The sequence below is a fragment of the Microcystis ichthyoblabe FBCC-A1114 genome (assembly GCF_050500245.1).
Lineage (GTDB): Bacteria > Cyanobacteriota > Cyanobacteriia > Cyanobacteriales > Microcystaceae > Microcystis > Microcystis ichthyoblabe_A.
Map to the genome: position 1 here is coordinate 57,505 of NZ_CP191408.1, position 24,921 is coordinate 82,425.

Genomic DNA, 24,921 nt, shown 5'->3' on the forward strand with positions numbered 1-24,921 from the left:
TTAAACATGATTGAATGAGCAAAGTTGAGATGGTTGTTAATGGAATGACTCTGGAGATATTTTTAGACGAAATAACTCTCAGGAAATTTTTCTGTAATCATCATAATCGGTTGCTTCTGAGAGAAAACACGATAGGTACGAGAAAAAAGTTTTTCTTCTGGACTGATTTGAAAATCCTCAGCCAAATCCCCCGCACGCTCTTGAGATAAATCAACGATTTCCTTAAAGGTTTCCATCCGATTTTCTAACCAAAGCTTACCAATGGGTTTTCCTGACTTGATTAACTCGTCTTGAAACTTGGTGTCTAGTCTATCAATAACAATAATAGACTCGGCATAAATTAATTTTTTTTGGCTGACTGTACTGCGAAGAAATATTTTTCTCTTGATAATTTTGCTACCTTTTTCAATATCTAAAACTGGCAAGTCTTCCTCTAAATATACCGCTTCTTCAGACAGTTTAACAATTGACATTTTTTCCAACAAATAAATCTCTAAAATGTCGGTCAGAGTCCCATCGGTTATTAAAATGATTCGCTGGAGTGTGCTTAACTCCGACAGATTAAGAGGAGTTTTGCTAAAACTATTTTTTAACAACTCGATCTTACACCGATTCGCTGGTTTCGCTGGCATCATGACATAATTCCTCAATTTGCTGGATAGATTTAAAGTTAGCCCATCGATGTGCCTAAGCACTCTCTGGATATCGTGCTATAACTAGATAAAAACAACCTTAAGCTTGACAATCTACTAAGTAGGTTGGTCTCATTGAATGTAAGACCCAGTGTGGGCGGTATGCTCCCATTACAGGTGGGTGCAAATCAATGGCACCCACCTACTTAGTTGTTTTGCCGCGGCGCTTTGATTAGATTCCCAACCACCACATATCGGGATCAACATCTTTTGCCTGGGTTTTGATCACCTCCTTGTGATCTCGGTGCCGGTAGGAAGACTGAGCTTGGTTAGCCGCATAATCCATGATGGCTTCATATTCGGCCTCGTCTTCCGTCGGCCAATACAGAGGAGGAATAAAATTCTGTTGCTTCATCTCTTCTGTATAGATAGAAAAACGACCCGGAACAGTTTTTAACTTAACCATCTGGGTGATCAATTGCGCGTGTAGTTGCCGGAATTTTTTTAAATATTCTGGTTTACCCGCAACATTGGTTTTTTCCAGAGGGTCATTGACTAGGTCGTACATTTCGTACTCGTAATTAGTCCCCTCGTCGTTAAAGTAAACAGAATATTTCCACTCTTTGGTGCGGATAGTACGGATACGTCGGGGAATGGTTTTGAAAAATCGGGGAGGCAGCGTACCATCATCAAAAGTAAAATGAATGGCATCGCGGACTTCCTGATTGGGATTGGTGAATAAAGGCGTTAGGTCACAACCCTGAAAGGCAAACTGGAACAGATCATACACCCCGGCAAATTTAGCCAGAGTTGGCACTATATCCAAGGTCGTGGCAAAGGAATCGGTACTAACGGCTTTGGGGAACAGATTCGGGTTAGAAATAATCAGAGGAACCCGAAGCACTTCCTCGTAGGCATTGAAAGGCTTTTCTCGCTGACGGTCGTGGGCCAGGCACATTTCCCCATGGTCGGAAGTCCGCACGATTAAGGTATCGTCAATTAATCCCTTAGCTTCAAGGGCATTCAGCACTTCATTGATTTGGTTATCTGACAGTTTTTTCAGATAGCCGTAGAAGTTAACAAACATCTGCTGAACTTGCTGACTATTGGTAGCGAATTTACCATCTTTTAGTTCTGGTAAATCTTCATACCACACCTTTTCGCCGCTCCGTTTTAGCCGTTTCCAGCGTTGCTCTTCCTTGACTTGACAGCCTTGTTTAAAAATCTCCTGGACGGTTGGCTTAAAGGATAGATCCTCGAAGACAGTTTCGGGAATGGGAAGATTAAAATCTTTAAAGTCCTCTAGGACATAGCCGGCATCTTTCTCAAAGGTAGGAGCCACATGAATATCATGGGGATTGACCAAAGACACCACCAAGCAAAAAGGACCGTCCTCGGATTTGTAATTTTGAATAAATTCGAGAATCCCTTGTTCTTCCGGGGGAATGGCCTCGTCAATTCCAGCCAAGATATTTTGCTTTTTCGCTTCCTTTTCCTTCGGGGAAAGTCCACTAAAAGCTCCGCGTCCTTCCTTGGCATCTTGCTCAATGACTTTTTTGACCCCTTCTACACCCCGTAGATAGCGTTCATCATTGTAAAAAATTCCTTTGCCAAACTTGGTTAAATCACTGCGGGCAACTCCCGCATCAATCGGAGTCCAGCCATCGAAACCGTAGGACTGTTTCATGTATTCGATGTCTTCGCTTGACCACTTATCGGTGTCACTCTTGGGAACGCTCAAGTGCCATTTGCCCTTCCAATAGACCTTATAACCGGCCGCCTTCAGAACCCGAGCTAGGTTCACCTGGGTGGGACTAAGAAGCTTTTGTTCTAGGGATTGTCCGTAGCTATCCTCATAGCGGTTGATAATATCGGAAAAAGGCTCGGCAATGGTGTTGATGACACCGTGTTGATTGGGATAGGTACTGGTGAGCAGAGTAGCCCGACTGGGAGAGCAGGCCACCGTTACCGTGAACATTTTGTTGAAGGTCAGCCCGTTCTTTTTCAGTCGTTTCAGGGCCGGTAGATGCTCATCTTCAAAGCTTTGCGGCCAGCGTTCAGCAATGGCGGCACTGTCCTGGTCAGTGAGGAAAATGACAATATTGGGTTTAGAGGCTTTGGGAGTTAAGGGGAGTTGTTCTTGCTGCCAAGTTGCCCCGTTAATTGTGCCATTACTGCCCTTACCGGTTTTGTCAGTGACGATATTACCTGAACCTTCATTAAGAGGCCAATAGCCCACCAGGCCTGGTTCATTGCCTAGCAGCCGATAATTCATTGATTTTTTAATGTCTTCCGCGGACCGTGCTTGGTTCCAAACCTGCACTTCCCCGATTTGGCCGGCAAATAAATAGTCTGGGTTTCTTTCTGTCGCTCCTGCTCCAATCCGTAAGGGAGATTTCTTATTCAGACTGATTTTGGTAGCCACGGGTCCGCCAGCTAGTTGCCCATTGACATAGAGTCTCATGTTGTTGCCATCGTAGGTGGCGGCTAAATGGGTCCAGGTTCCCAGCACAACATCTGGACCGGTTACGGTCACCCAATTACCGCCATTGCCGGTCCAAAACTGCCATTTGTTGTTTTCCCCGGCATAGAGGATGTATCCCCCCTGCGGGCTGTCGGTTCTGCTAGTGATCGGCGATCGCCATTGACCCTGTTTTCCCGTTACTTTAGCCCAACAGGACACGGTAAACTGTTCCGGGTTCAGTTGAGCATTGTAAGGAACTTCCACATAATTTCTTTGTCCATCAAAGGACAAAACATTGGACAAAACATTTTGTTGAGCAGACATAAAACCGATCCTTTCTTTACTTAGGGGTTAATTCAATTCAAGGCAACCAACTTAGTTGATGTGATCAAAGACGAAGAAGAAATCAGAGCAAAAAATGTTGAAATCGAATCATTGAACTAAGGGAAGTCATTATTCTGCAATTTCAATTTTTTGAGGGGAACCAATATCCTCAGACACAACCTCCGCCGACTCTATTTGCTGTTTGAGCTTCAGTTTCAGTCCTTGCGTAATCGGTAAACCTTCAACTTCTTTGATTAAGTCTTCCTGAGCTTCCTGTTTACGACGATCTTTATAGATAGCGGCAAGAACCGCTTCAATTCCATAGTTCGTCAAGGCATCTCCCACAACAGTGGTTAGGCCAAGCAGTCCTAATCCGCCGAGAACGCCAAGGGGACCCCCTAAAGCTGCCAAAGCGAAGGCAATGGGATAAGTGGTAGCTCCCGAGGTGGATACCGTGACCACGAGAATTACGCCTGGGAGTCCCAAAGAACCAATTCTCTTGGCTACTTCGTCCAAAGAAACCCCCCAGGATGCCAGTTTTTTGCTGATTTCACCCGGGGCAGCCTTTAGTTTTTTGCTGATTTCCTCCCAAGAAAATTCCGAAGCGGCAGCTTGTTCGTTAACATCCTGGGATGAAGATTCATCAGCGGCAGCTTGTTCGTTAACTTCGTCCATGAGAAACTCCTAAAAATCAATCTTCCGGAGTCTAACATACTTTGACCGAGGGATAAACCTATTTAAAAAATCCTTGACAATTCGTAAATATTCTGATTGACTGGTAGCATTTGAAATGCCTAGACAGCAGACCAACGGCCGACAAAATTGACCAATTATCAATAGCGTTTGAGCTGGGTTTGCCCTGATTTCTCCTGCCACTACGCCACTCCCCATGTAACCTTCCATACCAATGTAAATGTTGAACAGCTTATTTATAGCCCGCATCCCCTCTCTAGACTCGTATCAGTCCAACGTGCTTACCGATGGATGTTTAACCTATTCTTGGCAAGATGTTGGGGAAATATTTGACAATTTGTCAAGCTTTTTCAGGCAAGAAAAAATCGATCATTCAGACTGCTTGTCCCTGGAATGTGAAAATTCTCTTCCCAGTGCTTTAACTCTGTTATTTCTGTTAGAAAAGGGCTATAGTTTCTTTTTGCAGCCTCAGTCAAACTCGTCCCCTATTACTCCTGAATTTTGTCGCTATTGTCTCACTCCCAAACTAGAAAAAACTGACAATTTAGATCAGATTAGCAATTGGCTAAAAATTACCGAAAATCATCAATATAAAACTATTGATGACAAGGGTAAAAGGCTGTATATGAGGACTTCTGGGAGTACAGGAACACCAAAAATAGTGGTTCATTCTCAGAACAAATTGCTAGAAAATGTGCTTAACTGTGTGGAAAGATTGAGATTAAATTCAGAGGCGAGAGTAGCGATTCCAGTACCGATTTATCATCTCTATGGTTTAGGGGCTGCTTTTCTCCCTAGTGTGGCTGTTGGAGCCTCTATTGATTTACAGAAAGGTGCTAACCTTTTACGCTATCTTCAGAGAGAAAAAGACTTTAATCCTAATATTGCTTTTATGACTCCTAGCTTTTGTGAAACCTTAGTTAAAGGCAGAAAATCAGCCAGAGAGTATAAATTAACAGTGGTTGCGGGAGATCTGATCAAAGAAAACACTTTTATTAAATATGAAGAGAATTTCGGCCCCCTAGTTAAGTTATATGGCAGCACCGAAATGGGGGTAATTGCCGCAGGTAGTCCCCAAGAAGAATTATCCCTCCGTTGTCAAACGGTCGGTTTACCTATGCCAGGTGTCCGATTGCGTCTTAATAAATCTTTAAACTCGGAAATGTCAGAAGTTGGGGAAATTTGCTGTCAGCATCCCCTAGGTTTTGATGGTTATGTTGATCCGGCAGGAGTGCCGCTGATGTCAACAAATTCCGATGATTGGTTCCCTACTAAAGACTTAGGTAAGCTACATTTAGACGGTCATCTAGAAGTTTGGGGAAGATGCGATCGCAGTATTAACCGGGATGGTCTATTGGTCTTGTTTTCTGACATCGAGAAAAATATGGAAACCTTAGGGGAAATTGAAGCGGTTGCGGTTCAATGCCATGGAGAGAGTCAAAGAGGCAAAGGTATAGTCGCTTTTTGTGTCTTGACAAAAGGGAGTCATCTGTCTGAGAATGAAATCAGAGAATTGTGCTTTGATATACTACCGAAAAGAGCGATTCCAGACCGCATTGTCACTTTGAAAACCTTACCGATGTTACCCAACGGGAAGATCGACCATCAGCAATTAGTCAGTTTTTTACCCAAAGCTTAGAAAATGGCGACAAATATTTTAAATCAACTCAAGACAATTATTGCCGAACAACTGGATGTCAATCTCAAAATCGAGGAAATTGACGAAACCGCCTCCCTATTTGAAGACGGGTTAGGATTGGATTCCATCGCAGTAGTTGAATTAATTGCTTTGACCGAACAGCATTTCGAGGTTGAGTTTGCGGAATCGGATTTAAATCTAGAATCCTTTAGCAATCTTAACGTTTTAGCTAGTTGTATTGCCCAGAAAATACCGGCAAGTGAACAATTAACGGTCACAGCTTGATCTAGAGTTAATGCAACCTCAATAACAATATCTCAGTCAAAAACCATGACTTTAACCATCGAACTTCCGAAAACCCAAACGCCGCAACGTTTACCCTTAAATCCTAACTATCCCCCCTTTCGCCAGTGGAAAGCAGGGGTAATCGCCGAAAAACTAGAAGAACAGCCAGTCTGTCTCTATGTTCATATCCCCTTTTGTACTCAACGCTGTGCTTTTTGTTATTACAAAACCGTTGACCTAAAAGAGAGCCAAGTACAGGCCTATGTAGATACGCTTTGCCAAGAAATTAAACTCGTTTCCGAAAGATTCAATTTGAAAAACCGACGGATTCAGGCGGTTTATTTTGGCGGAGGAACTCCCACTACCTTAACCGGAAACCAGTTAGTCCAAGTTGTCGAGAATTTACGCGAAAATTTCTCCTACTTTGAAGAAAAGAAACAGTTTTCCGTAGAAGCAGAACCCTTGAGTGTTTCCCCATCAAAAATGAGGGTACTCAAAGAATTAGGGGTAAATCGCCTGAGTTTAGGTGTTCAATCTTTTAATGATCAAATCATCAAACTGAGTGGCAGAGGTCATGACGAAAAACAAGCTTATCGAGCGATAGATGTGGCCCAAAACGCTGGCGAGGGGCAATGGTCAATTAATATTGACCTATTGAGTGGACTAGCCGGAGAAACTGTAGAAACTTGGCAAGAAAGCTTAGAATGCGCTCTGAAAACCGGAGTAGAAAGCATCACCGTTTATAAAATGGAAGCTTTTGCCAATACCCAAGTATTTGATCAAGGGGTTCGCCAAGAAATTATAGAATTGCCATCAGCAGAGCTAGAAATGCAGTTTATGCAGTTGGCCATGGAGCGCTTTGCCCAAGCAAATTATAATCCTTGGAGTCATTTTACCTATGTTAAAAATGACAGCGATTTGGCCACAAGTACCAAACAATATCGCAGTGAATACATTTTTAATATTTGGCACGGAATGGAGTTTTATGGTCTGGGAGTCTCTGCTTTTGGCTGTTTAGGGGATTCTCTGTTACAAAATACTAGCGATATGGAAAAATATGCGACCCTTCTGGCCCAAGGAGAACTACCCTTATCTCGCGGTTATAAGCTGACTAGCTTGGACCAGATGGTGCGGGAAGTTTTACTAGGAATCAAGACATTACGTTTTGATTTAATTGCATTTCAGCAAAGACATGGGTTTAAATTACAATCCCTTTGCGCGGAAACTTTGTCCACACTTGAAAGAGATGGTTTTGTCACCGTATCTACCCAAGAAATTGAATTAACCGCTAAGGGGATTCTTTATGGGGACTATGTGGGCGAAACTTTAGCAGCATCTCTCAAAAAACTCAAAAGTTAGTAAGTAGGTGGGTGTTAAAAATTGTCAGTTTCCCCCCTGAGTAAGGGGGGTCAGAACTCCTTACTCAGTTAAAATCTAGAAACTGGATAATCGCTAACTAATAATTGTTCATTGTTGAAAATGACCCAGATGAGATGTGCAGAACAAACAGTTTAGCTCAGGTCCCACTTAACGATTTACCCGTGCTTACTGCTACGGAAATTGAGGAGCAAGTAGCCGCTATTTATGGTCTTCTCGAAAATTGCTCGCTTCCCCAGGGACAACTAGAGCAACTGACCGAAAAACTGGCAGAATTTCAAAGCCAATGGCAAGCGGTTTTTGCCAAATTTGGACAGAACTATCGAGGAGAATTAGCCTATCGAGATTTAATCGGGGAATTTAGCCGAAAAATTGCACCATTATTACAAAAATGGCTATCTTCATCGGTGGCAATCCAAGAAATAATTAATCCTATTACTTCCATGCTTTCAACCCTATCGCCTTCCCCACCCCTGAGGAGAAAAGATGGCGAGATGCTTTCTCTGATGCAGAGAAAGCGTTTGTTAATTGTCAAAAAAAAGCACCAATCTCAGCTAGAAGTAGAAGATAAAAACCTCTCAATCCCAGAGTTTGAAAAGCCGATTTTTATTGTTTCTGCACCCAGAGCAGGAAGTAGTTTATTGTTTGAAACCCTGGCTAAATTCCCCGATTTATGGACGATTGGAGATGAAAGTCACGAAATTATCGAAGGAATACCCGCTTTACATCCAGCTGCACGCAATTTTAGCTCTAACCGCTTGGATGAAGGCGATGCTACCCCAGAAATTAGCGCAACTCTAAGAAAAGGTTTTACCCAACAATTACAAAATCGGGAGGAGGTAAAATATTTAAACATTGCTGAAAATGAGCGTCCTAACAAAATTCGTTTTTTAGAAAAAACGCCCAAAAACGCCCTAAGAGTTCCTTTCCTAAGGGCTTTATTTCCCGATGCTCTCTTTATCTATCTTTATCGAGATGCTAGGGAAAATATTAGTAGTTTGTTAGAAGGATGGCGATCGCAACGTTTTATTAGCTATCAACCCTTACCCGGTTGGGAGCATAGTCAGTGGAGTTTTCTGCTCGTACCCGGTTGGTCATCTCTCCAGGAATCTTCTCTGGTAGAAATTGCCGCCTATCAGTGGAAAATGGCTAATTCCTACCTAATAGAAGACCTTCAGTCCCTCAACCCTTCCTGTTGGTGTTCGGTCAATTATCGGGATTTAATTGAACATCCCGGGCAAACTATTAATCATATTGCCCAATTTGCCCAACTGCATCAAGACAAACAAATCGAGCAAATTCTCTCTCAACCCTTACCCATCGCTCAAAGAACCCTATCTGCTCCTAGACAAGAAAAATGGCGCAAACATGAACGGGAATTGGCCACAGTGTTACCAGACTTAGAAAACATAATTGATTTTTTGCAGTATCTTAAGTAGGTAGGTATTGAAAACTTTCAGATGCCCCCCTTATTAAGGGGGGACTAAGGGGGGATTGGCACCCCCCTTATTAAGGGGGGACTAAGGGGGGATCGAACCTAAAATCCATTTTTAATTTAATTATAACCAGCTACTTAAATCATGATTGAAGTACAATTACAGCCAATTGAGGAGAATTTTAGGGCAGAAAATTATTCTTATTCCACCACAATTCATCAATTATTTGAAACCCAGGTGGAGAAGACCCCTAATCAGATTGCGGTAAGTTTTGAAGATTGCTGCTTAACCTATAGGCAGTTGAATGACCGCGCTAACCAAATCGCCCATTATTTAATTGAATTAGGAGTAAAACCAGAACAATTAATAGGAATCTGTGTTGAGCGTTCCCTAGAAATGATCATCGGGGTTTTAGGTGTTCTCAAAGCGGGAGGGGGTTATGTACCCCTTGATCCTGCTTACCCCCAAGAACGGCTAAAATTCATCCTAGAAGATGCCGATATATCTATCTTATTGACACAGGAAAAACCCCTTATAAATCTACCCCTTGAGCAGATAAAAGTAATTTTTTTAAATAAAGAACAGTCCCTAGTTCAACAAAGTCAAGAAAACCCTAAAACTGCTGTAAGCTCCGACAACTTAGCCTACATTCTCTATACTTCCGGCTCCACTGGCCTACCCAAGGGTGTTTTAATTACTCATAAAGGAGTAGTTAATTTAGTTCAAACAGAAATTAAACTATTTAACTTAAATCCCTCAAGTCGTGTTCTGCAATTTGCTTCCTTAAATTTTGATGCTTCCGTTTCGGAAATCTTCACCGCTATTTGTTCGGGGTCGCAACTTTGTCTAGGAAATTCTAACTCCTTACTTCCGGGGGATAACTTGCTTAATTTTCTGCAAAAAAAAGCTATTACCCATGCACAAATTCCCCCATCAGTATTAGCCGTCCTCCCTCAAGCACCCTTAAAACACCTACAGGTATTAATTGTCGGCGGAGAAGCTTGTCCCCCTGCCTTGATGGCTCAGTGGTCAGTGGGAAGACTCTTTTTTAATGCCTATGGCCCCACCGAGGCCACCGTTGATGCCACCATAGCAGAATGTAGCCCTGATAGTCCCTTAACTATCGGTCGTCCTCTTGCCAATACTCAAGCTTATATCCTTGATGAGTCTCTCAAAAAAGTTGCTGTGGGGGTTGCGGGAGAATTACATATTGGGGGAGTAGGTTTAGCTAGGGGATATCTCAATCGTCCCGAATTAACTGCGGCAAAATTTATTCCCCATCCTTTTGATAATAATCCATCGGCGAGGTTATACAAAACCGGCGATTTAGCCCGTTATCTTCCCGATGGTAATATTGAATGGTTAGGGCGTATAGACTTTCAAGTTAAAATTCGCGGTTTAAGAATTGAATTAGGGGAAATTGAAGGCATCTTAAACGAAAATACCGCCATTCACCAAGCGGTAGTCATTGTCCGTCAAGAGCAGTTAAATGATCCTCAATTAATCGCTTATGCTGTTATTAATCCCACCGTTAAAGTCGAGCAAGTCCTCGCTCAATGGCGCGACTATCTCAAAGAAAAGTTACCCCATTATATGATTCCCCGGGCATTAGTAATTTTAGAAAAGATGCCTTTGACCCCCAATGATAAAGTTGACCGTGCAGCTTTAGCTAAATTGCCTCTAAATTATGACACTTCTCGTCTGGTTACACCGCCACGAAACCCAGAGGAAGAACTATTAACCGCAATTTGGGCGGAGGTTTTGGAATTAGAAAAAGTAGGAATTGATGAGAACTTTTTTGAATTGGGGGGACATTCCCTCAAAGTTATTGCCCTCTGTAAGAGGCTAGAGTCTTATTTTGAAAAAAAGTTTGCTGTAGAAACTATTCTTGATGCCGCAACGGTGGCTGAATTTGCCGAATATTTACGGAAAAATCATCCAGAACTAATCGAAAAAATTGACAAGATAAAATTTAATGAGGTAATCAATCCCTTAATCATAGACGAGGATTTTATTGCCGATTCTTCCCTGGAGATTGATTCCTTATCTGGCTGTCCTTATTTTCCCTTATCTTTGACTCAACAGAAAAGATGGGCCTATGAAAAATCTAATACAGTCGTCCATTTTTCGGGTAATTTTCGACGACACTACCTTAAAGGAGACCTCAATTTAGCCGCTTTAACAGCCAGCTTGAATGAGATTATCTATCGCCATCAAATATTGCGCGTCACCTTTCGAGAAGTCAACGGTTCCCCCGTTCAGTTAATTAACCCCTACACCGAAAAAAACCTACCCATAATTGATTTACAATCCTGGCCAGAGAACAGGAAAAATGAGGAATTAGCAAGATTATTACAAGAGATTATTCATCAACCCTTTGACTTGATTAATGGACCTTTAATCAGACTGATATTAATTCGTTTGGATGAGAAAGATCACATTCTCCTCACTCACATCCATGATATTATTATAGACAATTCATCCTTGACGCTCTTTTTTAAAGAATTGGAGCTACTTTATCAGGCTTTTGTCTTAGGTGATTCCTCCCCTTTACCTCCCTTACCTATCCAGTATGTTGATTATGTTCAATGGCAACTAAAATCCTTTAGTTCTCAACTAATTGAGCCGAAAATTAACCACTATAAACGTATTTTAGAAGCGGGAGAGTCACCAACCTTAAAAATTCCCCCACACCTGATTTCGCCGTCTAAATCTAGTGATAAATTATCCGATTCATCGGTTTCAAGTCTAGGGACTAATTTTGATTTTGAAATTCCTAGGGATTTCACAGAGAAATTAAACATTCTCTGTCAAGAGCAAAGAATCACTTTATTTATGACTGCACTAACAGCCTTTGCTGTTTTACTCTATAGCTATAGTGGCTGTGAAGATATTATCATCCGCGCTCCCCGTGACGCTCGTAATCATCCACACCTGAAGGCTCTAATCGGTTTAATTAGTAATATAATGTTGCTCCGAGTTAATTTAAGTGGTAATCCTACTGTTAAAGAGTTACTAACGCAAGTGAGAAGGGTAGTATTAGAAGCTTTAGAGTATCAAGATGTTCCCTTTGAGCATTTAGCCAAAGTCATCAAACCAGAATATCGCCTTGATAATTCTAGTTTTAAAGCAGTTATTACGGTTTTGTCAGAGTCCCCCGAAGAAGAATTGAAACTACCTGGGTTAGAGGTGACATCTTGGGAAATGGAAGAGTTTGAAGTTAGGCCCGACTTAGAGTTAATACTCTGGGAAAATAAAACTTCCCCAAAACCCTCTCTTAAGGGTTGGTGGCAATATAAAAAAGATTATTTTGAGCTTGATTCAATGACTCAAATTAACCGAGATTTCATGCAGATATGGTCGGAAATTGTTACGAATCCTCATCAGCCAGTTACTATCTTCCAAAATCTTAAAAATGTATAGCAAGAATTGAAGATTTTTCCTATAAATTATGGTCTAGAATAGGGGGAAAATAGCCAACTTTCTGAAAGTAAGAAAAATATAAACTGAGCAATTTTTCATCAATAACGGGACAGGAGATAGATAGCTCTGTTAATTCTATCAATGTTCGAGTTGCGTCAAATTCTAGCTTATCAGGGGAAAATAGTTTTGACAGTTTCAAAAGCAGTAATAAAGATGAATATAGTGTATTCTTGGGAGACTGGGACAATTGATATTTTAATTCGGCATAAAAATTATCATAATCAACTTTTTCTAAGGAATAGCCTAAAAGTTGAAGAGAATTAAAGAAAGTTTCCCAGGAAATTAGCTGAGAATTAATTAAATGAAATACTTGACCAGCATGGTTTTTTGGCTGGGATAAACCGACAATTGCCTGACTGACATAATCGACGGGAACGATATCTATTTGTGTGTTTAAAGCGGGGAATTTTTTTAATTGAATACAACCCTTTAGCAAAATACATAGGAAATCTTGGAAATTACCGTTAATCCCCGTTTTACTATTCCCGATAATTCTTGAAGGACGATAAATACAAGCAGGTAATCCTCTTTTTTGTGCGACCATCATTAATTGTTCTGCCACCCATTTACTTTGGCGATAACCTCCTTGCAGATTAACAAAATTAGGGCTATCCATTTCAGTGATTCTGCCAATTTCCTCCTGATTATCACCGAGAAAAACCCCAAGAGTCGAGACAAAATGAACGGGTTTAGTTTGCTCCCTACTAGCTAACCTTAGCACTTCCTGCGTCCCCAAGACATTTACCGGTTTTAAGGTGGAGTAGGGACGAGCAGAGTTAACCCAAGCTCCATTGTGATAAATAATATCAATTATTGCCGCTAATTCATTAAATGCTAGTTGAGAAAGACCGAATAAAGGTTTCCCTAAATCTCCAACAATAGGAATAATACGAGAATTAAAACCATCTTGCCAAAGAGAATAAAACTCTAAGTTTTTTTGAAGACGATTTTTACCCTCTTCTATATTAGAACAGCGAACTAAACAATAAATATCTGCGCTGGTTTTCTGGAGAAGTTCTTCGAGTAAATAAGCACCAAGAAAACCAGTTGCTCCTGTCAATAAGATAGCTTTTGGCTCTAGTACATTCTTGGAAAGCGATTGCTCAAATTGAATCGAGGAATCCAAATTTACTTCCGCTTTCAGGTCTAACTGTTGAGTCACAGGTTTAGTCATGTGTTTTTTTAATCCCTTCTAGAGCAACCTGATGAATAAGTTCGGCATCGGAGAGATAGGGAAATCTTTGCCAAAAACGAGACCATGTTACTAAATATATCTCTTGTTCTTCTTGAGGAAATCGCTTAAGTTTCTCCTCAAATAGATTTTTATAACGGTCTATTTCTGCTTTTAAATAATGATGCGCTTCCTCTCCATACAATTTCTGAAACATCCAGTAGGTATTGTAATTACCAGCTGCCATATCCTTTTTGTAGGAAATAAGATCATCATTAAATTCTATTAAAACTTCCCTAGGTTCCATCAGGTCAAAAATTTCACTTCTGTAGGGTTTACCTGAAATCTGAACTAAAGCAGAATGTACAACCCTAAAATCACAAGACCGTAATTCAGAAGCGCGAATCACGTCTTCATGAGTTACTTTTTCAGAAGTGACTAGCTTATTTTCTAGTTTAACAAATTCTGTCACCTTTTCTAGCTTATTGACGATTGTATTATGTTCTAAGTTGTGTTCTTTTAAAAAAGACTGAATGATTCTCTTTCTAGAATCCCAGGGAGAAGTTTGAGTTAATAGTGAACCATCTTTTTGATTACTCTCTACTTCCATATCGGCTTCATAGATCACAGCTTCAATAAATAGGAGTAATGGATAATAAACAAAAAATTCATCATCATAAATATTATAAATTGGACAATATATTTTGAAAAACGGCTTTAAAACTGAAGTAGCTTTATAGATACTATAATAGGAAATATAAGGAATTTGACTAACGTTTTTTTTTCTTTCAATCATCCCAGGGGACATTTGCGGGTTCATTTTAGTTTCTCCTTTTTGAATTTTTAAACAAATAAGTTTTCGCGGTCAAATAACAGGTTTAAACCCCTTCTAAAACAGTCTGACGAAGAAGTTCAGCACTAGAGAAATAGGGAAATACATCTTGCCATAAACGAGACCATTTTGCTGAATAAACTTCTTGTTCTTGTTGAGATAATCCTTTGAGGGTTGCCTCAAATAGATTACTGTAACGGTCTATTTCTGCCTTTAAATAATGGTGTGCTTCCTCTCCATACAATTTCTGAAACATCCAGTAGGTGTTATAGTTACCAGCTGCTCTATCCTCTTGATAGGAACGAAAATCATCATGAAATTCTAGCAAAATGTTGATCGGTGACATAAGCTCAAAAACTTCAGTTTTGTAAGGTTTACCTAGTATTGAAATTAAAGTAAAGTAAAGCATATTGATCTCGGAAGACTGCAATTCAGAAGCACGAATCACATCTTGATTAGTTATTGTTTCAGAAGTCACTAACTGACTGCCAAGGTGAAAAAATTCTCCTAAGTTCTCCATAGCATTTAGGATAGTAGGATGTTCTAAGTTAAATTCCTTTAAAAAAGATTGAATAATTTTCTTTCTAGCATCCCATGATAAGTTATTCTGTTGATTGCTTCCTAGATCAATATTGACTTCGTGGATTAAAGATTCAATCAATGCTAAAACTGGATAACATAAAAGAAACTCATCAAGAGAAACGTCATCAATCATATTATATTGCTTAAAAATAGATTTAAACATAAAAGCAGTTTTGTATAGACTATGATAAGAGATGTAACGGGTTTGACTGCTTGGTTGTTTGCTTTTAAGACTCTCATACAAAATCTCTAAGTCCTGTATATTCATTTTTGATGCTCCTAATTTTGAATTTTCCAATGAATAGTGATGCAGATTTTAATAATAGCAGGCTATGGGATGGCTAATTATTCATTATTTTCGACCCCTTCCAGAGCTACTTGACGAATAAGTTCAGCACTAGAGAGATAAGAATATCTTTTCCAGAAACGAGACCATTTTTTTGTATATCTTTCTTGTTCTTCTTCAGGAAATAGCTTGAGTTTCTCTTCAAATAGATTTTTATAACGGTCTATTTCTGCTTTTAAATAATGGTGTGCTTCTTCTCCATACAATTTCTGAAACATCCAGTAAGTATTGTAATTACCTGCTGCCACATCCCTTTTATAGGAACAAAAATCATCCTGAAATTCACTCAAGATTTCTGTCGGTGAGAGAATTTCAAAAATTTCCGCTCTGTAGGATTTACCTGACATCTGAACTAGAATAGTGTGGATAATCCTCAAATCAGATGAACGCAATTCGGAAGCACGGATTACATCCTCTAATGTTATTTTTTCAGAAGCTACTAGCTGACTTTCTAATTCAATGTATTCACCTAGATTCTCCATGTGATTTAAAATCATAGGGTTTTCTAAATCAAATTCTTTTAAAAAAGATTGAATGATTATTTTTTTGGAATTCCATAGAGAACGTTGAGTTAATGGGGTGCTATCCTTGGGATTGCTCTCTAACTCCATATCAGTTTCATAGATCAGAGATTCCACAAGTGCTAAGAGTGGAGAAAATTCAAAAAACTCATCATCAGAAATATTATAAATCGGACAATATAGCCTTAAAGAAACGTGGATTACAGAAATAGCTTTGAATAGACTATGATAGGAAATGTAAGGGATTCGACTAATAGTTTGTTTGCTCTTAAGCCGCTCAATGGATATCAATGGGGTCATTTGGTTTTCTCCTTGTTTTGAATTTTTAAGCAAATAAGTTTATGCGGTCAAATAATCAGGTTTAAACCCCTTCTAAAACAGCTTGACGAAGAAGTTCAGCACTAGAGAAATAGGGAAATACATTTTGCCATAAACGAGACCATTTTGCTGAATAAACTTCTTGTTCTTGTTCAGATAATTGTTCAAGAGTTGCTTCAAATAGCTTACTGTAACGGTCTATTTCTGCTTTTAAATAATGGTGTGCTTCCTCTCCATACAATTTCTGAAACATCCAGTAGGTATTATAATTACCGGCTGCCCTATCCTCTTGATAGGAACGAAAATCATCATGAAATTCTAGCAGAATATGTATAGGTGACATAATCTCAAAAATTTCATCTCTATAAGGTTTACCTGACATAGCAATCAAGGTACAGTGGAGAATTAACTCGTCAGAAGACCGCAATTCAGAAGCACGAATTACATCTTCTAATGTGATTTTTTCAGAGGTGACTAGCTGACTTTCTAATTCAAAATACTGACCCAAATTCTCTATGTGCTTTAAGATTGTAGGATCTTCTAAATCAAATTCTTTTAAAAGAGATCGAATGATGATTTTTTTAGAATCCCACAGAGAAGACTGACTTGATGGGTTGCTATCCTTTTGATTGCTTTCGATCTCTGCATCAGTTTCATAGACAAGGTATTCAATAAATGCTAAAAGGGGATAATATTCAAAAAACTCATCTAGTGAAATATGATAAATCGGGCAATAATGCTTGAATATGAATTTGAGAATGGGAGTAGCTTTGTATATACTACGATAGGAAATATAATGATTGCGACTGATGGGGTGTTTGCTTTTAAATCTCTCAAGATTTGCTTGTAAGTCCATTTTTGTGTTTCCTTATTTTAAGTCGTGGAAGGATCGTACCATATCTAGGAAAATAATCACCAATAAACTGGGAATTTATCAGACTAATCCTAGGTATAACTCAAGACATTTCATAACCCGCCTCTTGACATAATGGTTGACAATAGGTGTTTAATTTTTCGATATCTGCCGGCTCTATTGAGTCTTTCCATCCGTCTATTTTACCCATTCTAAATGTTCTAGCAGAAGGGTTATAAATCTCCCCCAACTGAGAAGCAATAGTTTCACTAAAAGGAATATCCAAATGGTGGCAAATTTTTTCCATCGTCTCCCTTTGTTTTTCCGACTTGCCACCTCCCTGTTCTCCCACCAGATCCTCAAAACGGATAAATAAACAATTTTGCTCTTGAGACCAAGCTAACATAGAACGGAACACTTCAGCAAAATTTCTGATTTCTACTCCCGCTTTTGCCCCATAGCCTCCCACTAAAATAAAATCTAATCTTTGGCTAGGAGACATGGACTTAAAATCCTCTTCTAGAAAGTGTCTTGCTGGCATTTTTCCCGTATCTAAAACAAAGGGAATTGAGGAAGCTATAACAGCACGAGGATCACGAATAATGAAGATATGCTGATAATTCAATTCCTGAAGAATTGGGGTTAACAGAGGTGTCCAAGGAATATGACCTAAAATGTATTGCTTTTGGGCAATCAGAGTTAACCAATGTCGAACAATCGCCAAATCTACATAGTAGGGGGTTAAGGCCCCTATGCTAATCTGTTGTTGGCTAAATTGAGTTTGATGCTCGATTCTTTTTTTAACTTCTCGATAGTTAAAAAATAGAGGCACTTCTTGAATTTCTTGATCCTCAAAATGCTCTCTATAGCCCAGAATTTCAACGGACTTAGCCAACAAATGAGTGCCACTTTTAGGCAAAGAATTAATTAGTAATCGCTTGGCGGGTAACTCGGTATAGGACATCGCTTTTGAGTTAAAGGTATTGATCATTGTTCGTGGCTTTAAAACATTCCTATGGGGGGAACATATTCCGAATCAATTCGCACATCTAAGACGGTAGGTTTGCCATCCCGATAAATTGCCTCATAATCTAATCCCTGCAAGTCTTGACTATTACGAATAATATAACCATTCGCTCCCATTCCTCGAGCAATTTGACTAAAATCTACTGACGGTAAAGCAAACTCTAGGGGTTCTACTCCCGTTTGAAGATGTCGGTGTTTAACCATACCAAAAGATTGATCATTAAGAATGATAAAAATAATCGGTAATTTTTCAGCAACAGCAACAGCAAGTTCGTTGCCGTGCATTAGGAAACATCCATCACCCGTCAGACAAACAACCGGGGTATTTTTTGCCCCCATAGCTGTTCCAATCGCACTGCCAATTCCCCAACCCATGGGGGCAGTGGCCACAGCTAAACGGAAATTTTCCGGACGGGGTGGGAAGAAATAGTGAATTGTCCAAGCTAACCAATTACCTACATCCACTAAATAGCGGGTTTCTGGAGGCAAATGTTGTAGGAGTTCACCGATTAATTGCTGGGGTTTAACGGGGGAATTATCCTCTGAAAGTCGATAGCTATCCGGTTGTTTAACGGTAATTTGAGCGGGTTGATAAGGCGGGGAAATTTCAGGGAATAAGCTCGCTGATAACTCTGGTTTTAATTGTCCCCTTTGCCGAGTTTTCTGTAATCTTTTTAGTAATTCTGCCAAGGTGGTTTTGATTGTACCTTGAATGTGTAAACTGGCCATCGGAGAACTTTTAAAATAGTCCCTTGCGTGATGAATATGAACTATTTTTTTAGTTAACAATGCCTGATCCCAAGCCGAGGTTTCCCATTGCCCTAAGTTCATCCCAGCCGCTAAAATTAAAGCAACAGAATCATCGGTTAAAGCTTGACGAGCCGTTTGATGTCCAGCGAAACCAAAGACACCTTTTACTAAAGGATGATAAGGATTAACACAGGTTTTACCACCTTGAGTTGTGACAATAGAAGCGTTAATTAATTCGGCTAATGCCATAATTTCTGGGGTGGCTTCCCTACAATCTTGACCAACCCAGATGGCGATGGTTTGACCTTGGTCTAAGATATTGTTTATGGTACTATCAAGCTCATCTAAGGCTTTTAAATCAACTAATGCAGCAGCTTGAGTCGTTACCTGGGGATAAGCAAGGGATGAGGGAGACTCAACCCGGAAAATATTCACAGGAATACTAAGATGAGCCGGTCCAAAAGGTGAATGTAAAACTGTTGTTAATGCCGCTGCCAATTTTCTTTCTAATTGATTAGGGTGGGTAACGAGGGTATTATAACGGGTACAGTGCTTAAACATGGCCACTGTATCAATGGTATCAGGCGATGATTCTTGAAAGGCACTCCAGCTAAAATGAGGTAGGGCAGTTTGTGCGGTGATAACAAGTAGAGGTATCCCTTCAGCATAAGCTGAGGCTAATCCTGTAATGAAATTGGTGCTACCGGGTCCAGTTGTGCCGCAGCAAACCCCGATTTTTCCGGTTTCACGAGCATAACCATCAGCCATAAAAGCGGCGCCGGTTTCGTGACAAGTCAAAACGGCACGAACCCCCCCGCGTCTTTCGCTGCGTGCTAAGGCTTCGTAGAAGGCACTATTATGTCCTCCCGGGATGCCAAAAACGTATTCTACCCCTAATTGCTCTAAATAATCGACAATTAGGTCACTCATATTTCTTGGCTGGATTTGTTCTGGCTCTGTCAAGGTAATGGGAGAAGAGGCTTGTGAAATCATTAGATTTTGTCTTGTCAATGGACTATTGTTAGAATATCTCACATAGACGCTGCTTTTAAACCCCTGGGCAGAAAATTGGTTTAGCTAAATTTTTGTAAACTCTCAATAACCCCCGGCAGCTGTGAGGAAAAATTTTTCCGATGCAATTTGGGATTGATAACTATCAAATGTGTAGCCAAATAGGGCGATGTCATCCTGAAAGTGTTTTTCTACTAATTTTCTGGTTCTGTTGTTGTAATATTCTCGATAATCACGATGTTTTGACTTGTTTAAACAGGGCAGAGAAGCTTTAATATTTAGCCTTTGACAGACCAGATCAAAATCAGCTTCTAAAGTTTCATATCTACCAACAAAGTCAACTATTATTTTGCCTTCTAAGTCAGTAATAAGGTCTTTTTGTAGTTTAGTTGCTCCTTTGGGAAAGGGATTTTTGGTACTAATAACCCATTCCAAGTATTCTTCAAAACCGTCCAGAGATTTAACCAATTCATGTCTGACATGATCTTTCTCCTTAAGAATAAAATGATAATAGGATACCTGCCAATCCCAAGGATTTCTGACAAAAGAAAATTTATAAAAATTATTATATACTTCCTCTGACAGTTCTTTTTGCATATCTCTGGCTTTAGCGTGCCAAAGAGAGGATTCCCACATTTCATACAGGGGATTGATTTGCTCTCCTAACATTCTGGGAGGGCGATTAATTTTGAATTTTTCAGGTTGTTGTGCATAAGGTTCTAAGACTGCTTTAACGCTTGTCCCCGCAGCTTTCGTGACATGAAAAAAAATGAACTGATGACTGTAGGATATTAACATTGATCTGGCGGTGTGATAACAATAGCTCTGCCCGAGATCGGTAGGCGTGTCAATTTTAGTATAAATTGAACTTGACAAAAGAGACAGTATCTAAAATATCAGCTTGTCCATTCTGGCTGCCCTCTGGGAGATGCTCTACTACTGCTGATGCTCGTATTAAATTAAAAAAACTCTGGTTCTTCCGAACTTACACTGTAGAAAATTCCCCAAGCTCCCTCTCTGTCCAGCAATGCTCTAAAGTTGATAAATATCAATCTAACAAAAACTCAAAGCCTTGCTGTACAAGCTTTACAAGCATGAGTTGTTAATAGTTTTGCATGACAGATTCGGTAGAGCCAAAACTCTATCCCTCAATTCAAACTTGACAGACTACTAGGGGTTAACCCGAAAATGCACAGAAATGGCTATTTCCCTAAGAACTGAGGATTTTCTACAAGTTCTGTGAACAGTAAGACTGATGTAGAATGCTGCCAGGCATCTGATTGCTAGACAGCCGATTTGTATTCTTTTGCCTTACCATGGATTTTATATGACTGAAATCCCCACCAACCAATCCAACTTAGTGATTTTAGGAGTCTCATCAATGACGGAAACTACTGAAACGGCCATTCCCAATGATTTTCTCGGAATTAATCCCACAGAAATCAACAAAAAACTTGTCTCCTGGGGAATTTCTCTGGATGAAGTTGTTCAAAAACTTGCTTCTCTGGGACTCCCCGGCATTATTTTCATTATTGCTTTTGCCGCATCCGGTGGTACTGCCTATCCGATGATTTACGCACTTTTTGGGTTAGGCGGTCCGCTGGGACTAATTGGTGGACTTGGGGTCTTAGGCCTCTCTACCATTATTGGCGACATTGTGACGGGTTATGGCATTGAGGCACTGCTTAAAACGGTCTATCTCAAACGTCGTGAAACAGAAACTCAAGAATATCTCATCAATGAGGTGGAAGGTTTACCAATTTCTCAAGTTCTAAAACTTAACCTGAAAAAGGCTATTGAAGTAGAAATTACTGCCGAAGAACCCATTGCTCCCAAAGAAGTCGAAATTGCTGAAGAGTAGTTGTGACTTGACTAAGCACTTTCTCCCCCCGCTGCCCTCACCGGCAAATTGACTTTTTCAGCAAACCCTAAATACAACAAAAAACCGCCATAAATCTTACTCCTGCTTGACTTATGGCGGCGGTTGTTTTCTGTGTGAATTACTGAAAGCAATCTTTAAATTAATTAACTATCTTCCCAGTCAGAAGGCCATTTCCAAGTCCAAACGGGAGCGGGTTCAGAATCGGGGGGGGAATCAGGAGTCGGAGCCTCGTCTTGGTCTACAGATAAAAAACGAGCAAAGAAGGGGATTGCTTTACTTTGTTCGCTATTGGGATAATTCATGGTCGTTCCTAGTTTTGAGTAGCAGCTTTTTCAATATAGCTGCGATTACCCTGTGATAGTAACATATATTGCCGTCTTACTCAAGTCAAATCCTCACCTTACCCGCACTCCCATCGGTGACACTTATAGCGGTATTCAGAGTCATCAGGTACGCCTGTTTCCTTCCCTGTTCTCCGCTCCCCATTCCTAATTCAAAAGCGATAACTTCTGTCCCTGACCAGACATGATAATATAGATTGATGGTTATAGGTTAATTGATAAAAACTTTTTTTACCATTAAATTGGGCTGTTAGTTGAACCTCTCAGGGAAATTTATCGGTATCTAAGGTAAAAGGTGCGGCTCCTTTTTTTTCTATCGCCTCAGCCACGCGGTCAATATCTAGCACCTTAACAGCAGTTGGGTAAGCCTTGCTATAACCCACTTCCCGCTCTACTAAGCCCAATCGTGTTAGACCAATGTGGTTTTTTGCCGAAAGAGTTAAGTGAGTTTAAAAATGGATAAAAATGAATGGATTAGTAGATTCGATGATTTAATTTGTAGTCCTTCGATTCGAGAGTTTTATGGTGAAAGAGAGTTTTTTAATGTCGGTTATTGGCTCTCCCATACCCAAGATCAACAGGAAGCATCCTCTACTCTGATGGAGAAACTTTTAGAATTTATTCCCAACAAACAGGGAACAATTCTTGACGTTGGCTGAGGTTTAGGAGCAACTACCCATTATTTTCTCAAATATTATCCATTGACAGCAATTGTGGGGATTAACATTTCTCCGACACAAATTGCCAGAAGTCTCTTGAATTTTCCCGAGGGTAAATTTCTGTTAATGGACGCGGTAGAGATGGATTTTGCCGATCATTCTTTTGAGCAAATTATTTGTGTAGAAGCGGCTTTTTATTTTAATACTAGACAGCAATTCCTCCGAGAAGCTTGGCGAGTATTAAAGCCGGGGGGAACCTTAATTCTCTCAGATCTGAGTTTTGCCACAACGGAACTTTTAGGGGATTGGACAGTTCCCCAAGCAAACACGGTCAAAGATAGGGCAGAGTATCAAAATCTTTATCAACAGGCAGGGTTTAAAGATGTTCAATTTGTCGAGGTGACGGAGGAGTGCTGGTTCAGACATTTTCGCCATCTTAAGTCTTGGTTAACAGAGGAATTGCAATCAGGAAAATTAGACGAAGAGATCTATAATTTAAACATTAAGCCTCTGGATAATTTGCTAAGTTCCTCGGTCATAACTTATTGGTTAGTTGCTGCTCAAAAACCAGTCAATATGCTGTAATAAGTAGGTAGATGTTAAAAATTGTCAGACACCCCTTTATTAAGGTAGCAGGGGGGATCGGCATCCCCCTTACCAAGGGGGGATTAAGGGGAGATCGAACCCAACATCTATCTTCGATTTAGTTGTCAGTTTTTCTTGAATTTTTGGAGACAAAAAAATGTTTGATTCCTTATCGGGTAAAAAAGTCGTTATTATTGGCGCAAGCTCCGGGATTGACCTAGCGATTGCTCAAAAATTGCTCTCCCTAGTGGCAAAAGTGGTGCTTTCCCATGCTTCTCAAGAGAAATTAGCTGCCGCCGTTGCGCTAATTTCCGGGGAGATTGAAGCCAAAACTGTTAATTTTTTACAAGAAGATTCTGTTAATACCTTTTTTGCAGAAATTGGCAACTTTGACCATTTAGTAGTCACCTCTCTGGGAGACAGAAATATGCCGCGAGCCTTATTAACTGAAATGACCACAGAAACGGCCCGGGGAGGTATGGAGAAATTCTGGGCAACCTTTTTAGCCGTGCGTGGCTCCCTGAAAACTTTGGCCAAGGACGGTTCTATTACCCTGACATCCAGCGTCACTATATTCAAATATTCCAAAATGGGCGGAATTTCCGTCATAGCCGCCGCTAATAGTGCTGTAGCCGTATTTGGACGCGCCCTCGCCCTAGAAATCGCTCCTATTCGCGTTAACGTTGTTGCCCCCGGATTAATAGAAGATACAAGTATCTGGAGCAGTCAAGGTGATTCAGAACGCTCGGACTTGAGCAAATGGGCGGTTTCTGCCCTACCTGTCGAACATTTAGGGCAACCCGAAGAAGTCGCCCTAGCAGTATTGAGTTTGATTATCAACCCCTATATGACAGGTGTGGTTTTACCTGTGGACGGTGGAGTTACTCTTTAAAAGAAATGGTGAAAAAAGACCGACAAATCCTCGAGAACAAAAAATCTGGTGTCAGAGCAGAGGCTCTTCTGGTTTCTGTGTGGAAACGAGGTCTATACTGATAGTTTCTTCGACAAAATAGTCCTAAAAGTGTTACCCGATAAGCATTTCACGATTCCATAAGCAAAAATTATCACACAAAGTCGAGAAGAGCCGAGCAGAAGAGCGAAAATAACAAAGTGAGCAGAAAAATGCAGGAAAATTAATAAGTACCCTATCCCTTATAGGGATATTTCTTAACAATTTTGTCAGTAAGCATTCTAACCCTTATCCTGACTTGATTTCAGTTTTTTCTTTGTCAGTAAGGGTGTCAACAAGGAATATTATAGATTGTTAACCGAGTCTTGAAAGCCCTGTGCTACAAAGGGTTAAAATGTTAAGAAAGATGTGACTAATGGATAAGACCGTATTCATAGTGATAGAGAGAGAAACGGTATATTAGAGAGATAATTTTTAATTTTTTCACTACTACCGAATCACCACCTTAAAATAATTAAGTAGGTAGGTGTTAAAAGTTGTCAGACACCCCCCTTATCAAGCTATCCATTAGTCACATCTTTCTTAACATAAAATTTGACAAAAAGAGAAAAGTGTGCAAGATGGCTCAAGGGGGTTCTATGGGGGGACTAATTTGATGAGATAGTTTCCAAGTCTGGCTGATATCATGTAACCTTCGCAGTCCCAACCAAATAGTTTTAACACCTGGTTCACCGTCACCTTTTCTACCTAAAAACCACCCAAGAGAAGCAATCATTCTGACTCGGGAGCATCCCAGTTTTG

The 24,921-nt window shown here is 40.1% G+C and carries 19 protein-coding genes and 3 pseudogenes; 8 read left to right on the plus strand and 14 right to left on the minus strand.

The genetic code is table 11. The annotated features are described in order from the left end of the window. Positions 1 to 62: 62 nt before the first annotated feature. From ACQY1Y_RS00250 to ACQY1Y_RS00260, 3 genes are all read right to left on the minus strand, one after another. Entirely contained in the window at positions 63 to 635 is a 573-nt protein-coding gene (locus ACQY1Y_RS00250; protein WP_002738782.1) for a chorismate--pyruvate lyase family protein, read from the minus strand. 229 nt (positions 636 to 864) lie between these two features. Continuing rightward, entirely contained in the window at positions 865 to 3,420 is a 2,556-nt protein-coding gene (locus ACQY1Y_RS00255) for a sulfatase-like hydrolase/transferase (protein WP_430013728.1), read from the minus strand. Between the two features lie 129 nt (positions 3,421 to 3,549). Then, complete coding sequence (locus tag ACQY1Y_RS00260; RefSeq protein WP_002738344.1) at positions 3,550 to 4,095, minus strand: hypothetical protein; 546 nt, start codon at positions 4,093 to 4,095, stop codon at positions 3,550 to 3,552. Positions 4,096 to 4,390: 295 nt separating this feature from the next. Here ACQY1Y_RS00260 and ACQY1Y_RS00265 point away from each other — a divergent pair, with 295 nt between their 5' ends. The 5 genes from ACQY1Y_RS00265 (at position 4,391) to ACQY1Y_RS00285 (ending at position 12,273) form a co-directional block, all read left to right on the plus strand. Then, the gene (locus ACQY1Y_RS00265) at positions 4,391 to 5,752 is read left to right on the plus strand and encodes an AMP-binding protein (protein ID WP_430013729.1); all 1,362 of its coding nucleotides are present in this window, start codon (positions 4,391 to 4,393) and stop codon (positions 5,750 to 5,752) included. A gap of 3 nt (positions 5,753 to 5,755) precedes the next feature. Then, positions 5,756 to 6,037, plus strand: a complete 282-nt coding sequence (locus ACQY1Y_RS00270; protein WP_287636888.1) for an acyl carrier protein — start codon at positions 5,756 to 5,758, stop codon at positions 6,035 to 6,037. A 45-nt stretch (positions 6,038 to 6,082) separates the two neighbouring features. Beyond that, entirely contained in the window at positions 6,083 to 7,396 is a 1,314-nt protein-coding gene (locus tag ACQY1Y_RS00275; RefSeq protein WP_430013730.1) for a coproporphyrinogen-III oxidase family protein, read from the plus strand. A 182-nt stretch (positions 7,397 to 7,578) separates the two neighbouring features. After that, positions 7,579 to 8,853 carry a sulfotransferase family protein gene (locus ACQY1Y_RS00280; RefSeq protein WP_430013731.1) on the plus strand — a complete coding sequence of 425 codons (1,275 nt, stop codon included), beginning with the start codon at positions 7,579 to 7,581 and terminating at the stop codon, positions 8,851 to 8,853. A gap of 141 nt (positions 8,854 to 8,994) precedes the next feature. Next, positions 8,995 to 12,273, plus strand: coding sequence for an amino acid adenylation domain-containing protein (locus tag ACQY1Y_RS00285; protein WP_430013732.1), 3,279 nt, complete (start codon positions 8,995 to 8,997; stop codon positions 12,271 to 12,273). A 19-nt stretch (positions 12,274 to 12,292) separates the two neighbouring features. On the opposite strand, the gene ACQY1Y_RS00290 is transcribed toward ACQY1Y_RS00285, so the two are convergent. The 8 genes from ACQY1Y_RS00290 to ACQY1Y_RS00325 all read right to left on the minus strand — a co-directional run bounded on the left by ACQY1Y_RS00290 (position 12,293) and on the right by ACQY1Y_RS00325 (position 20,541). Further along, complete coding sequence (locus ACQY1Y_RS00290) at positions 12,293 to 13,507, minus strand: thioester reductase domain-containing protein (protein ID WP_430013733.1); 1,215 nt, start codon at positions 13,505 to 13,507, stop codon at positions 12,293 to 12,295. Beyond that, a complete protein-coding gene (locus ACQY1Y_RS00295; protein WP_430013734.1) occupies positions 13,500 to 14,324 on the minus strand; it encodes a hypothetical protein in 825 nt (274 codons plus the stop codon). The genes ACQY1Y_RS00290 and ACQY1Y_RS00295 overlap by 8 nt, the downstream gene beginning before the upstream one ends. Positions 14,325 to 14,382: 58 nt before the next feature. Continuing rightward, on the minus strand, positions 14,383 to 15,186 hold the full coding sequence (locus ACQY1Y_RS00300; RefSeq protein ID WP_430013735.1) for a hypothetical protein: 804 nt from the start codon (positions 15,184 to 15,186) through the stop codon (positions 14,383 to 14,385). A gap of 77 nt (positions 15,187 to 15,263) precedes the next feature. Further along, positions 15,264 to 16,085, minus strand: coding sequence for a hypothetical protein (locus ACQY1Y_RS00305; protein ID WP_042791032.1), 822 nt, complete (start codon positions 16,083 to 16,085; stop codon positions 15,264 to 15,266). A 61-nt stretch (positions 16,086 to 16,146) separates the two neighbouring features. Next, positions 16,147 to 16,959 carry a hypothetical protein gene (locus ACQY1Y_RS00310; protein WP_002738639.1) on the minus strand — a complete coding sequence of 271 codons (813 nt, stop codon included), beginning with the start codon at positions 16,957 to 16,959 and terminating at the stop codon, positions 16,147 to 16,149. A 100-nt stretch (positions 16,960 to 17,059) separates the two neighbouring features. Further along, positions 17,060 to 17,920: a sulfotransferase domain-containing protein gene (locus ACQY1Y_RS00315; RefSeq protein ID WP_016515118.1), complete on the minus strand. Its 861-nt coding sequence runs from the start codon at positions 17,918 to 17,920 to the stop codon at positions 17,060 to 17,062. A gap of 38 nt (positions 17,921 to 17,958) precedes the next feature. Next, positions 17,959 to 19,725 carry a thiamine pyrophosphate-binding protein gene (locus ACQY1Y_RS00320; RefSeq protein WP_016515119.1) on the minus strand — a complete coding sequence of 589 codons (1,767 nt, stop codon included), beginning with the start codon at positions 19,723 to 19,725 and terminating at the stop codon, positions 17,959 to 17,961. Positions 19,726 to 19,827: 102 nt separating this feature from the next. Beyond that, positions 19,828 to 20,541 (minus strand): sulfotransferase family 2 domain-containing protein, encoded by a 714-nt coding sequence (locus tag ACQY1Y_RS00325; RefSeq protein ID WP_002738617.1) that lies wholly within the window; start codon positions 20,539 to 20,541, stop codon positions 19,828 to 19,830. 583 nt (positions 20,542 to 21,124) lie between these two features. Here ACQY1Y_RS00325 and ACQY1Y_RS00330 point away from each other — a divergent pair. Further along, complete coding sequence (locus ACQY1Y_RS00330) at positions 21,125 to 21,604, plus strand: hypothetical protein (protein ID WP_430013736.1); 480 nt, start codon at positions 21,125 to 21,127, stop codon at positions 21,602 to 21,604. A 164-nt stretch (positions 21,605 to 21,768) separates the two neighbouring features. On the opposite strand, the gene ACQY1Y_RS00335 is transcribed toward ACQY1Y_RS00330, so the two are convergent. Together ACQY1Y_RS00335 and ACQY1Y_RS00340 are read right to left on the minus strand one after the other, a co-directional pair. Then, positions 21,769 to 21,927, minus strand: coding sequence for a microviridin/marinostatin family tricyclic proteinase inhibitor (locus ACQY1Y_RS00335; protein WP_002739260.1), 159 nt, complete (start codon positions 21,925 to 21,927; stop codon positions 21,769 to 21,771). A gap of 230 nt (positions 21,928 to 22,157) precedes the next feature. Next, positions 22,158 to 22,349, minus strand: a pseudogene (locus ACQY1Y_RS00340) (MvdC/MvdD family ATP grasp protein); the annotation flags it as partial. Positions 22,350 to 22,421: 72 nt separating this feature from the next. Between ACQY1Y_RS00340 and ACQY1Y_RS00345 the strand changes: the two are divergent. Both ACQY1Y_RS00345 and ACQY1Y_RS00350 read left to right on the plus strand, forming a co-directional pair. Beyond that, positions 22,422 to 23,210 (plus strand): annotated as a pseudogene (locus ACQY1Y_RS00345) (class I SAM-dependent methyltransferase). Positions 23,211 to 23,367: 157 nt separating this feature from the next. Beyond that, on the plus strand, positions 23,368 to 24,102 hold the full coding sequence (locus ACQY1Y_RS00350) for an SDR family oxidoreductase (RefSeq protein WP_430013737.1): 735 nt from the start codon (positions 23,368 to 23,370) through the stop codon (positions 24,100 to 24,102). Positions 24,103 to 24,745: 643 nt separating this feature from the next. On the opposite strand, the pseudogene ACQY1Y_RS00355 reads toward ACQY1Y_RS00350, so the two are convergent. Next, a pseudogene (locus tag ACQY1Y_RS00355) lies at positions 24,746 to 24,901 on the minus strand (IS4 family transposase); the annotation flags it as partial. Positions 24,902 to 24,921: the final 20 nt, after the last annotated feature.